Consider the following 12,860-nt stretch of genomic DNA (forward strand, 5'->3'; position numbering starts at 1 on the left):
GAATTATTTTGTAGATTACATAGATGCGGGTGAATGACATGATGAAAGCACATGAGAGAGAAGCATATACCGCCTTTAAGGAAAAGTTTTTCGACTGGTTGTTAGCGTACGAAGATCACGATCATTTTTCGAAAACGATGCTGAGTTTGTTTTTATTGTTGAAACAAGAACTGATGATAAAAGAAGTCACATTGTTTTTATTCGACCCTTTCGAAAAAACGTTTTACCCAGAAGTGACAACAAAAGAAGACCTATTAGCTTGTGATGTTTTACCGAATGCCGAGTTTCAAACGGCCGATCCAAGACAACGTATACATATACATGAAAACGAGCAATGTATGATTGCGCAACTATTGCTTCAGCAATCCGAAGAATTTTCGGGTGTCTTGCAATTCGTCTATGACAACGGTCAGCGTCCTAGCCAAGTGTTTCTCGAGCAGATTGTCACCGACTTTTCGCGCTTATTTAGCAAAATGAAAAAAATTGCGCGCGGGTTGAGCGAAGAAAAACGATATGAACGGCTTCATCATTTTACAGCGAAAATTCATGCGTCGATGAAAATTGAAGATGTGTTGGAAGAAATTATTGATACGCTGCAAGAAGTATATCCTTCCTTTACGTACTACTTGTTTTTATCCGACGATCATCCGTATCACGAACGTTTGCCAATAAAAACACTTATGTTTGAACAGGCGGACGAAAATATGGCGGCAATGCAGGCGTTTTTGACGGGGAAAATTCAACTCGAAGACTCAATTGCGCTTCAACGTTCCATTTTATACGCCCCAATTAAAGGAGCCCAAGGGGTTTATGGGGTGATTGAAATTATCGCTTCGCACATTATGGAGTTTCCAAAAAGTGAAATCAATTTCATTTCTTTGTTGGCGAATACGGCAGGAAGCGCGTTAGAAAACGCGAAATTATATGAACAGTCGCGCCGACTTGTAGCGGATTTGCAGCTGATTAATGAAACGATGCACCGGTTGAATGCAAACTTGCGCCTGCAAGATGCGCTAGAGTTTATGGTCAGTCAAATTAAACGTTCATTTGGTGCCGAAGAAATCGGTTTTTTCATGTTTGACCGTGAAAAGAAAAGGTTGTTGCCTGGAAGCACGCCATTTTTTCAATCGCGGCAAGCGAAAAAATATATTGAATTTGTATCGAAACGAATTCGCACGGAACGGGATATGGTGTTTTTAGGCGATGCGAAAGTTGATGCCTCACCGTCTGCACCTATTTATCGTTCGTTAATGGCCGTGCCGATGGTGCAAAACGGTATGCTAAAAGGAATGGCCATTGTGTTGCATCGCGAGCCATATCACTTTACTTTTGAAATGTTTAAATTGTTGCAATCGCTCATTCACCATTCTACGCTGGCGTTTGCGAATGCAATGCTACGAGAGGAATTAGAAAACCTTGTGATTACGGACTATTTAACGAAGCTATATTCGCGTCATTACTTAGACGAACAGCTACAAAAATCGATGGAAGTCGATGCGTTTGGTACGTTTATTTTAATTGACATTGACAATTTCAAAAGCATTAACGACACGTACGGTCACCAGACAGGCGATGATATCATCGTGCAAGTGGCCAACATCATTAAGCAAAACATTCGCGAGCATGATATTGGGGCTCGTTGGGGAGGCGAAGAGCTGGCGATCTATTTGCCAAAAGTCCCATTAACAACCGGAGTAGCGATCGCTAATCGCTTGGCGGCAAAAGTGCGACAAGAAACAAACCCGCCGGTCACCGTTTCTTGCGGCGTTTCCTATTGGAAAAAAAATCGTCGCGAAGAAGCGACCGAGTTGTTTAAACGAGCCGATGAGGCGCTATATATGGCGAAACGGTCGGGGAAAAACTGCGTGTTTGTGAAAGATTACCAACACCAATACAAAGCGTAAAAAAGGAATCCGTTTTGCGGGATTCCTTTTTTCGCGAATCTTATAAGGAAGCAACTAAGACTTCGACAAATTTTTCTAAATAGTGTTGATCGATGTCGTCGAAACGGTTTTTCATCGGACTGTCGATATCTAATACCCCGATGACGTTCCCGTTTTTTATCATCGGTACGACAATTTCTGATTGCGAGGCAGCATCGCAGGCAATATGTCCAGGAAATAGATGTACATCGGGAACGAGTTCCGTTTTTTTGTTTTGCGCTGCTGTTCCGCATACGCCTTTTCCGAACGGAATGCGAACGCATGCTGGCAGCCCTTGAAACGGTCCCAATACTAACTCTTCCCCTTCGGCTAAGTAAAAGCCAACCCAATTGATATTATGTAAAAATTGGTTGAGAAGCGCAGCAGCATTGGCTAAATTGGCGATAAAATTCGTTTCTCCGGCAATCAGCGCTTGTAGCTGTTTAATGACAAGTTCGTAATTTTCTTCTCGTGTTCCATTATACTGGATGGCGTGAAACAAAGCGATCCTCTCCTTTTAAAAATGGATGTTAAAGCGTCGATTCCGAAAATGCCTCGCGAACCATTTGCTCTCTCCCTTGATGCAAATCGCGGGCACAATGGGCATCAGATCCGTACACGAGCGGGATGTTTCGCTTTAATGCTTCGTGAACGACCCAATGCGGCGGATACGGCTCTTTGCAAAGCGGTTTTTGGACACCGGCTCCGTTATAGTCCAGCTCATACTGCCGTGCCTTGATTTCATCGAGGATGTGAACAATCCGTTCTGCCATAGAAACAGGACAAGGAAATTGTTTTTGAAACTTATGAACGAGCGTTAGATGACCGATGCGCTTCGGTTTATATGCGCCGAGGTCAGCACGGACTGCCTGCAATACGGCATGATAATATGCTTCATGAGCGAGAGACACCGACCCGAACGCTTCGGTCATGGCTTGGAACATATCCGGGCTATAGTCTAAACAGAAATATTGGCCGTTCGCAGGAAGAAAATGTACCGACAAAATGCTATCATCTAATTCGGGACCGATTTCTTCAAGAAAGCGTGCGGTTTCTTCCTCATAGCCGATAATAAAATCGACTTCCAACCCGATGCGAATCGTAATATCGGTTTGATACTGTTTCTTTATGCGTTGCAGTGTTGAGATATAGGAGTCTAGCTGCTCCATAGCCATGGCGCTGTCTTGTTCGGGAGTTGGATCGACAAAAGCCGACGGAAGCGGTGCGTGTTCGGTAAATGAAATGTCTGTATATCCTAGCTCGATGGCTCGCTCGATATATTGCACGAACGAGTCGTTGCTTCCGTGTGGACAAAACGGTGTATGGATATGACCGTCGCGCAAACGAATCCCTCCTTTTATTACATAGTTGAAAAAATGAAGATTTTTGTAAAAAAAAATTAAAAATTTTGGTCAAAAAATGTCGTTAACATGGTATCATAAAAACATTAAAAGAACATTATGTCAATGTTTTTGCCTTCTCCATAATGTGACTAACTCGGATGCAAGGGGGCTTCTTATGGAAATTGCGATCACGATTTTACTCCTCGCTAGCGGAGGAATGATATATAACTATGTGTACCGAAAGAAGATGTATCGTGAAATTGATCGTTTAGAAGCATGGAAAATTGCGATTATGAATCGGCAAGTAACCGATGAACTTTCGAAAGTGAAGCAGCTGAACATGACGGGAGAAACGGAGGAGCTGTTCGAGCGCTGGCGCCAGCAATGGGACGACATTGTGACTGTAAGACTTCCGGAAGTAGAAGAAAAGCTGTTTGATGTGGAGGAATTTCTTGATAAATACCGCTATGCAAAAGCAAAAGGCGTGTTGCGGGAAATCGAACAAACGCTTCGGAAGATAGAAGAAGACATTCAAACCATTCTTCATGAACTCGATGAACTTGTAGGTAGTGAAGAACAAAACCGCGTGGAAATTGAGCAGTTAAAAGCGGTGTATCGCGATGCGAAAAAAATGCTGCTCGCCTATCGCCATACATTTGGGGTGGCGGAAGAAAATTTGACACTTAAATTGGACGACATTCACAACGCGTTTCAAAGATTCGAAGAGTTGACGAATGCCGGTAATTATTTAGCGGCACGAGAAATTGTCTTGTATTTGAAGCAAGAATTGATGGTTTTTTCTAAAATGCTTCAAGACATTCCAACGGTGCTTACCGAATGTCAAACAACAGTTCCAGCTCAGCTCGCGGAGTTAATCGAAGGATATCAAGAAATGAAAGAGGAAGGCTATATCCTTGACCATCTCGACATCCACCAAGAGGTATCGAAGCAGCAAGAAAAATTACAGCAATGTATCGACATGATTCGCCAGCTTCAACTAGAGGAAGCGAAGCAAATGCTCGAAGAGATCAAAGCAGATATCGATGCGCTCTACGATTTATTAGAAAAAGAAGCATTGGCGTACCAATACGTGAAAACAGAAATGGGACAAATTGAAGAGCAATTGTATCAGTTAAGCGAAGAGGCGAAGCAGACGGGAGCTGAAACGTTATTTGTGCAACAAAGCTATCGGTTAACTGCCCAAGATCTTGAAAAATACCGCAGTATGGAAAAACAAATTCAGCAATTAGCGAAGCGGTTTGCATTAATTCAAGAGCGCGCTCTGGAAGAACGGACGGCTCATTCGTTTATTAAAGAAGAACTAGAGTTGTTGTTCGGACAAATTCAACTGTTGAAAGAAGAGCACGAACAGTTTCGTGAAATGTTGCAAACGCTGCGAAAAGACGAATTGGCCGCTCGCGAAAAGCTTCGCGATATGCGTAAACAGTTGTCAGAAGCTGTTCGTTACGTGAAAAAGAGCCGATTGCCAGGACTTCCCGAAACCTATAAATTGCAGCTAGATGAAGCGAAGGAACTTTTGACAAACGTTTCATTGCGCCTCGATGAGAAGCCGCTCAACATGGAGGCGGTTAATCAAGCGCTGACGGAAGCAGCAGCGTTAGTGGAACGCGTCTGTGAACAGACGATGAGCATGGTGGAGCAAGCGGATCTTGTCGAAAAAGTGATTCAATATGGGAACCGTTATCGCCGCCGCTATCCATCGGTCAAAGAGGGATTAGAAGAAGCGGAAATGTTGTTTCGCCATTATGATTACGAACGGGCGCTAGAGCAGGCGGTGGCAACGGTGGAAAACGTTGAACCAGGTGCTTTTGAGCGTATTCGGCAACTTTTGCAAGAAGAAGTCGAGCCGAAAATATGACCGCGTGAAACCGATAAATACCTACCTATGTAGATATTTATCGGTTTTTTCGCGAATAATGTAAATAGGCGTTTTTGTTGCGGTTAGACGAATTTATTTTTATTATTTTCTTTGTGTTAAGCATGTATGCGGAGGATGGACGTGATGATTTATTTAGATAACAGTGCAACGACAAAGCCGTTTCCTGAAGTGGTCGATTCGTTTGTGACGGTCGCCACCAACTATTTTGGCAATCCTTCATCGCTTCATGAATTGGGCATGAAAGCGGAGCGGTTGCTCTCACAAGCGCGGGAGCAAGTGGCGGCGCTTCTTGCCGTCAAACCGAATGAAATCATTTTTACATCTGGAGGAACGGAAGCGAACAATCTGGCGATTAAAGGAGTTGCTTTTCAGTATCGGCAACGGGGCCATCATATTATTACGACTGCGATTGAACATCCATCGGTTGTTGAGCCGTGTCGACAGCTTGAAGAACTAGGGTTTGATGTTACATATTTACCTGTGGATAAACACGGGCTCGTTGACGTAGAAACGCTTGAGCAGGCGCTTCGCGATGATACGATTCTTGTGTCGATCATGCACGTCAATAACGAAGTCGGCTCGATTCAACCGATTGAACAAATCGGGCGAATGTTGCAGCGCTACCCAAAAGTAATTTTCCATGTTGATCATGTGCAAGGAGTCGGCAAAGTTCCGCTCGATGTAAAAAAAGCGCATATCGATCTATGTACGATGTCGGCACATAAGTTCCACAGTTTGCGAGGGGCGGGCGTTTTATATGTCCGAAACGGCATTCGCCTTTCGCCGCTACTAGCGGGGGGAGGACAAGAATGGCAGCTTCGTTCAGGAACGGAAAACGTCGCGGCTATTGTCGCGATGGCGAAAGCGCTTCGGCTCTCCATGGAAGCATATGAACGGCACTCGTCGCGCTTATGGGCGATGAAAGAGCAATGGTTAAAAGAGTTGAACAACATCGACGGCATCGAGGTTCATACGCCAGCGGATCATTCTGCGCCGCATATTATTAATTTTTCTTTAAACGGTTTAAAGTCGGAAGTATTTGTTCATGAATTGGCGAAACAGCAAATTTTTGTTTCGACGACATCGGCCTGTTCATCGAAAAAACGAGCGCCAAGCAAGACGTTGTTGGCGATGGGAGTCGATGCGAAGCGGGCGGAAAGCTCGATTCGAGTTAGTTTATCGTGGGAAAACACGTTAGAAGAAATTCCAGTTGCTATCCGTGCTATGAAAGCAGCGATTCAAAAACTACAAGACGTAGAGAGGTAGAGAGCATGCGCTATGATCGTATTTTAATTCGTTACGGAGAAATGTCGACAAAGGGAAAAAACCGCAACCGTTTCGTCGTGCGGTTGAAACGGAACATTCGAAAAAAATTAAAAGCTTTTCCGAACATAAACATTGAATATATGCGTGACCGAATGTACATTTTATTGAATGGTGAGCCGCACGAGGAAATTATGGAACAGTTAAAGACGGTGTTCGGCATTCAGTCGTTTAGTTTGGCAATGAAATGCGAGAACGACATCGAGCAAATTAAAGCAACGGCATTAGCGGCAGTGCAACGATTTTCGTACGAAGGTAAAACGTTTAAAGTGAGTGCGAAGCGGATTGACAAGCAATTCCCGATTGGAAGCAATGGCCTTAATTATGAGCTCGGCAGCCATATTTTACGGAATACGAATCATTTAACGGTGAACGTTCATGAACCGGATATTGATGTACGGGTGGAAGTGCGCAAAGACGGTACGTACGTAACGTGCCACGATATTCCAGGGGCAGGTGGTCTCCCTGTTGGCACAAGCGGAAAAGCGATGCTTATGTTGTCTGGTGGCATCGACAGTCCGGTCGCCGGATATTTAGCGATGAAACGCGGATTGGAAATTGAGGCAGTCCACTTTTTCAGCCCGCCATTTACAAGTGAACGGGCAAAGCAAAAAGTGATTGATTTAGTGAAGAAGCTGACGCGATTTGGAGGGAAAATTCGGCTTCATATCGTTCCGTTTACCGATATTCAACAGACGATTCACCAACAAGTTCCAGATGGATATTCACTCATTTCGTCGCGGCGAATGATGTTGAAAATTACTGATTTGTTGCGAAAAAAATATAACGGCTTGGCGATTGTCACCGGGGAGAGCCTCGGGCAAGTGGCGAGCCAGACGTTAGAAAGTATGTTTGTCATTAACGATGTCACGACGACGCCGGTTCTTCGTCCGCTCGTTTCGATGGATAAGACAGAAATTATTGCGATTGCGAAAAAAATTGATACGCATGACATTTCGATTCTTCCATATGAAGACTGCTGTACCATTTTTACTCCAAACGCGCCAAAAACAAGACCGAAACGGGAAAAAGTGGTTCATTATGAAAGTTTTATTGATTTAGAGCCACTGATTGAAGCAGCTGTTGCTAATACGGAAACGATTGTCATTGATGAAGAATTTACCGCAGAGAAAGCGTTTGAACAGTTGTTCTAATCTCAAAATTTACCAAAATCATAAATGAATGAATCCGTGTGTTTTCACACATTCTATAGCTACAAGGAGGTGAAAACACATGGCACGCAACAACTCTTTATTAGTGTCAGGTGCTCAACAAGCTCTTGACCAAATGAAATACGAAATTGCGCAAGAATTTGGTGTCACACTAGGTGCGGACACAACGGCACGCGCAAACGGTTCTGTCGGTGGAGAAATCACAAAACGCCTTGTTGCAATGGCGCAACAACAATTAGGCGGTTCCTATCCAAAACAATTTTAATTTCATATTCATGGCTACAAGGGCGGGAGAATTTCCCGCCTTTTATTATGTTAAAAAATTATTCAAAAAATTTTGATTGTTTTGTATAATGGTTGATGAAAAGAAAAAATGGGGGATGAGGATATGGAACGTGAAGATCTAATTGCACCGGAACAGTACAATTTAACAGCGGAAATGGAAAAGTACGCCCAACAAACTCCCGAACGAACGGCTTTAAAATGGGAGAGTGAGGACGGTCAGACAAAGGAAATCACGTACGGGGAGTTCGTGAAAAAAGCGAACCAAATTGGAAACGCTTTACTTCGTGCTGGATTGCAAAAAGGCGATAAAGTGCTCATTATGGTGCCGCGCCTAATTGAAGCGTACGAAGTATATTTCGCTTCTTTAAAGGCGGGACTTGTCGTCATTCCAAGCTCGGAGATGTTACGCACGAAAGATTTGCAATACCGCATTTCCCATGGGGAAGTGAAAGCGGTTATCGTATATGAACCGTATGTCGGTCAATTCCTCCCGATTGAAAATATGGATGCGATTTTGAAATTTGTCATTGGCGATCACGAGGTCGATGGTTGGACAAACCTAGGAAAAGCGAGCGAAGCAGAAAGCGATGAATTGAAAGCTGCAGATACGACTCGTGACGATATGGCGTTTTTATCGTACACATCAGGAACAACCGGTAATCCAAAAGGCGTTGTGCATACGCACGGTTGGGCATATGCACATTTGCGCACCGCAGCGAAAAACTGGCTTTGCATTGAAGAAGGGGATGTCGTATGGGCAACCGCTGGACCGGGGTGGCAAAAATGGATTTGGAGCCCGTTTTTATCGACGTTAGGGTCAGGAGCGACAGGCTTTGTTTACTTTGGGCGATTTGAGCCAGAAAAATATTTGCAACTTTTGAGCAAATATGAAGTAAATGTTCTTTGCTGCACGCCGACAGAGTATCGGTTAATGGCGAAAGTGCCGACGATCGGTCAATATCAGTTGCCGCATTTGCATAGTGCCGTATCGGCAGGAGAACCGTTAAACCGAGAAGTGATCGATACGTTTGAAAAATATTTTAACGTACAAGTTCGCGACGGATATGGGCAAACGGAAAATACGTTGCTTGTCGGCGTCTTGAAAGGAATGAAAATTAAGCCAGGTTCGATGGGAAAACCAACGCCAGGAAACCGCGTCGAAATCATTAACGAAAACGGCGAGCCTTGCGCTGTTGGCGAAGTGGGCGACATTGCCGTGCATGTGGAAACCCCAGCTTTATTTAAGCATTACTACAAAGACCCAGAGCGGACGGCGATGCAATTCCGCGGCGATTACTACATTACAGGGGATAAAGCGAAAAAAGATGAAGACGGCTATTTCTGGTTTGAAGGACGCGGGGACGATATTATTATTAGCTCTGGTTATACGATCGGCCCGTTCGAAGTTGAAGATGCGCTCGTGAAACATCCGGCGGTGAAAGAGTGCGCGGTTGTCGCAAGTCCGGACGAAGTGCGCGGCCACGTCGTAAAAGCGTTCATCGTGCTTCGCGAAGGCATTGATCCGACTGATCCGTCGCTCATCCCAGCGTTACAAGAGCATGTCAAACAATTAACAGCCCCGTATAAATATCCGCGCAAAATCGAATTTGTCGACGATCTACCAAAAACGACATCCGGCAAAATTCGCCGTGTCGAATTGCGCGAGCGGGAAATGCGCCTTTCCCAAAAAAAATAATCAACAAAATAGTGGATGTCCCAACAGTGTGACGGGACATCCTTTTTTTGAGTCTCTTTTCTTACAAAAACGTCCGCTTTACTTTTTCCCAGAACGAGTTGTCTTTTAAGCGCACGGTTTTGATGACACGGTCGCTTAAGGCGATGTCGATTTTTTCGATATGGCGGATGCTCAACGCTTCGTTATCCATGCCGATCAGCGGGTAGTGGTTGCCTTCTGGCGAAATTTTTAACGTTAGCTTTCGCTTTCCGCTTAAAATAAAAGACGAACCCAACGTCCGGTAGCGGTTGTTGTTCAGCGAAGCGAGTTCGCTCACTTGAATGCACGGAAGCAGCGGATCGACGACTGCGCCATTGACCGATTTATTGTAAGCGGTGCTTCCTGTTGGCGTAGCGACGATCATTCCATCGCCGCGGAACGTCTCAAAATGAAGATCATCAATAAATACGTCCATGACAAATGTTTTAATAATTCCGGAACGGATCGAGCATTCATTTAAGCAAAAAAACGAAGCGGTATCGTCGATCGTTACTTCAATGATCGGATAGCGCCGCACTTCAATTTGTTCGCTTGAGGCTGCTTGTACCATATGCTCGGTGTCTTCGATTTGAAAATCACAATAAAACCCGCGCGATGATAATGTAGAAATGCCAGCATATAAGCAATCATCGCGAAATCCTGTTTGTCGTACTGCCTGCAAAAAGGAACCATCATCCCCGATGCTGACGATGACGTTTGCTTTTGTGTGATCGTCCACGACGATAAATCCATGCTCTTTCGCTAGATTTACTAGCGGCTGGACGCGCTTCGTTAGTTCGTCATCATGCTTGTAAAAAAAATACATGCGATTTCGACGTTCTGGCATGGTAAAACCTCCATTGTCATATTTTAGTTAATATGTACTTATGGTAAAATAAATAAATCAACTATAGTTTACCATTTATCATGAAGAAACTGAAATGATTTCAAGGGGGAATCAACATGAATCGAAAGCGCTGGATTGCGCTTGCAGTAGCTATTGCACTATTTATCATTTCTTCGCTTGTCAGCGTCATTTCCTCACTAGTGACAAAAGATGCTGGGAAATGGTCAGAAGAATGGTTAGCGTTAATGGATCAAAGTTTTAGTGAAGAAGTGCTTAAAGACGGGGATCCTTCCAAAAAAATTGTTGTGCTTGAAGTAAATGGCGTCATCCAAGACACGGATGAAGCAAGTTCGCTCTTTTCCACAGAAGGGTATAATCACCGTAACTTTTTGCAAATGATTGAACAAGCAAAAAATGACGACACGGTGAAAGCAATCGTCTTACGCGTCAATTCACCGGGAGGAGGCGTCGTCGAAAGCGCAGAAATCCATGATCAATTAATAAAACTAAAAAAAGAAACGAAAAAGCCGATTTATGTGTCGATGGGTTCAATGGCAGCATCCGGTGGCTACTATATTTCGACCGCGGCCGATAAAATTTTTGCTAGCCCTGATACACTAACAGGCTCGCTCGGTGTCATTATGCAAAGCTTAAACTATGAAGGATTGGCGAAAAAGTACGGCGTGGAAATGGTGACAATTAAAAGCGGGCCGTATAAAGATATTATGAACCCAGCAAGAAAAATGACAGAAGAAGAGCGAAATATTTTACAATCGCTTATCCAAAACGCCTATGACGGCTTTGTGAAAGTTATTTCGGAAGGAAGACATTTGCCGGAGAGTGAAGTCCGGAAAATTGCCGATGGCCGCATTTATGACGGTCGTCAAGCAAAACAACTAAAGCTTATTGACGAATTCGGCTACTTAGATGATACGATTGCAGCGATGAAAAAAGAGCATCGCTTAGGAAAGGCACAAGTGGTCAAATATACGAACGACTTTGGATTCGGTTCGTTATTCCGCATGAAAGCACCATCTTTTATAGCAAATGATACGGAAGAAATGAAGCTAGTGAAATTATTTTCTACGCCAAAATCGCCGCGGCTCATGTATTTGTATGCCGAATAAGGGGGAATGCACATGGCAGAGGAAAATGTGTATGCGCTTGAAAACAACGTTGATGTGGCGACAAGTCAGCCGCCTCGCTACGCCGGCTTTTGGATGCGATTTTGGGCATATTTACTCGATTTGCTCGTCGTCGGCAGCATCGACCGTCTAATCGTTTATCCGCTCTTTCGTCTGTTCGATCTTTCCGTGGATAAAGCGACGATGTTCTCACCAATTGCGATTGCCACGGCATTCGTATTTTACGGCTATTTCGTGTTCATGACAAAATTTTTTCAGCAAACCGTTGGGAAAATGGTGTTTGGCTTAAAAGTCGTGACGATGAACGATGAACCATTCACGTGGGTTACAGTGTTGTTTCGCGAAGTCATCGGAAAATTTATTGCGAAGTTCATTTTATTTATCGGGTTTCTTTTTGTCGCTTTCTCCGAGAAAAAGCAAGGGTTGCACGATCAAATTGCTGATACAACTGTTATTCACGAATAAACCTGCAAACGCAGGTTTATTTTTTTTACAGATGGTGACAATGATATGTTGAAAGGAAGTGCAGACATTGAAAGTGATTGCTGTCATCCTCCCGATAGTATTGCTTTTGTTTCTTTGGCTGAAACTATCGATTACTATCTTTTTTCGACATGCCCAAGATGACGATGAGTGTCGCGTGACGTTTCGGGTATTGTTCGGGCTGATTCGCTATACGATTCGCATTCCTTTAATTAAAGTGGAGAAACAATCTCCTGGAATTGTGGTAGCGCATAAAACGACGCAAAACGTTTCCGAAAGCGAACCGAAACGAACGAAATATAGTCCACAAGAAATTATTCATAGTTTCCAAAAAGCAAAAGATTTTGCCGAGCATGTCGTGCATTTGCATGTGATTATCCGGAAATTTTGTTCGCATATCACCGTCACGACGTTTGAGTGGCAGTCGAAAATCGGAACCGGTGACGCTGCCCAAACAGGCGTGCTCGTCGGAATTGGCTGGTCTGTAAAGTATGGCGTTTTAGCGCTCATCAGCAAATATATGAGAATAAAAACAACCCCCGTTCTTTCGCTGATTCCATCTTTTCAGCAAGCAGCGTCGGAAACAAACTTTGTATGTATGATTCATTTTCGCATCGGGCATGCTATAGTAGCGGGAATACGAATAATGAAATATTGGCGCGGGAGCCGGTTGAAAAAAGAAACGTTCAACCGTCAAGCAAATGAAAGTTACTAGGAGGTTTCGCT

12 protein-coding genes are annotated in these 12,860 nt (G+C 43.9%); 9 read left to right on the forward strand and 3 right to left on the reverse strand.

The features are described 5' to 3' along the window. Positions 1 to 41 precede the first annotated feature (41 nt). Positions 42 to 1,904 carry a sensor domain-containing diguanylate cyclase gene (locus M4I42_RS04475; protein ID WP_268851100.1) on the forward strand — a complete coding sequence of 621 codons (1,863 nt, stop codon included), beginning with the start codon at positions 42 to 44 and terminating at the stop codon, positions 1,902 to 1,904. 40 nt (positions 1,905 to 1,944) lie between these two features. Here M4I42_RS04475 and M4I42_RS04480 read toward each other — a convergent pair whose 3' ends face one another. Beyond that, entirely contained in the window at positions 1,945 to 2,424 is a 480-nt protein-coding gene (locus tag M4I42_RS04480; RefSeq protein ID WP_328284587.1) for a GAF domain-containing protein, read from the reverse strand. A gap of 28 nt (positions 2,425 to 2,452) precedes the next feature. After that, the gene (gene hisJ / locus M4I42_RS04485; protein WP_268851047.1) at positions 2,453 to 3,265 is read right to left on the reverse strand and encodes a histidinol-phosphatase HisJ; all 813 of its coding nucleotides are present in this window, start codon (positions 3,263 to 3,265) and stop codon (positions 2,453 to 2,455) included. Positions 3,266 to 3,440: 175 nt separating this feature from the next. Here hisJ and ezrA point away from each other — a divergent pair, with 175 nt between their 5' ends. From ezrA to mbcS, 5 genes are all read left to right on the forward strand, one after another. Next, positions 3,441 to 5,144, forward strand: coding sequence for a septation ring formation regulator EzrA (gene ezrA, locus M4I42_RS04490; protein ID WP_268851048.1), 1,704 nt, complete (start codon positions 3,441 to 3,443; stop codon positions 5,142 to 5,144). Between the two features lie 144 nt (positions 5,145 to 5,288). Next, positions 5,289 to 6,431 carry a cysteine desulfurase family protein gene (locus tag M4I42_RS04495; protein ID WP_268851102.1) on the forward strand — a complete coding sequence of 381 codons (1,143 nt, stop codon included), beginning with the start codon at positions 5,289 to 5,291 and terminating at the stop codon, positions 6,429 to 6,431. Between the two features lie 5 nt (positions 6,432 to 6,436). Continuing rightward, a complete protein-coding gene (gene thiI, locus M4I42_RS04500; RefSeq protein ID WP_268851049.1) occupies positions 6,437 to 7,642 on the forward strand; it encodes a tRNA uracil 4-sulfurtransferase ThiI in 1,206 nt (401 codons plus the stop codon). Between the two features lie 79 nt (positions 7,643 to 7,721). Next, positions 7,722 to 7,925, forward strand: coding sequence for an alpha/beta-type small acid-soluble spore protein (locus tag M4I42_RS04505; protein ID WP_066327687.1), 204 nt, complete (start codon positions 7,722 to 7,724; stop codon positions 7,923 to 7,925). 123 nt (positions 7,926 to 8,048) lie between these two features. After that, a complete protein-coding gene (mbcS, locus tag M4I42_RS04510) occupies positions 8,049 to 9,641 on the forward strand; it encodes an acyl-CoA synthetase MbcS (RefSeq protein WP_268851050.1) in 1,593 nt (530 codons plus the stop codon). A 61-nt stretch (positions 9,642 to 9,702) separates the two neighbouring features. Here the strand turns inward: mbcS and M4I42_RS04515 are convergent, their stop codons facing one another. Then, positions 9,703 to 10,506, reverse strand: a complete 804-nt coding sequence (locus M4I42_RS04515; RefSeq protein WP_268851051.1) for an NAD kinase — start codon at positions 10,504 to 10,506, stop codon at positions 9,703 to 9,705. Between the two features lie 116 nt (positions 10,507 to 10,622). Between M4I42_RS04515 and sppA the strand changes: the two genes are divergently transcribed. The 3 genes from sppA (at position 10,623) to M4I42_RS04530 (ending at position 12,849) form a co-directional block, all read left to right on the forward strand. Next, positions 10,623 to 11,633 (forward strand): signal peptide peptidase SppA, encoded by a 1,011-nt coding sequence (sppA, locus tag M4I42_RS04520; protein ID WP_268851052.1) that lies wholly within the window; start codon positions 10,623 to 10,625, stop codon positions 11,631 to 11,633. 12 nt (positions 11,634 to 11,645) lie between these two features. Further along, complete coding sequence (locus M4I42_RS04525; protein WP_268851053.1) at positions 11,646 to 12,116, forward strand: RDD family protein; 471 nt, start codon at positions 11,646 to 11,648, stop codon at positions 12,114 to 12,116. A 73-nt stretch (positions 12,117 to 12,189) separates the two neighbouring features. Then, positions 12,190 to 12,849, forward strand: coding sequence for a DUF2953 domain-containing protein (locus M4I42_RS04530; protein ID WP_268851103.1), 660 nt, complete (start codon positions 12,190 to 12,192; stop codon positions 12,847 to 12,849). Positions 12,850 to 12,860: the final 11 nt, after the last annotated feature.

It is taken from the genome of Anoxybacillus sp. J5B_2022, assembly GCF_026847645.1.
In the GTDB taxonomy this organism is placed as follows: domain Bacteria; phylum Bacillota; class Bacilli; order Bacillales; family Anoxybacillaceae; genus Anoxybacteroides.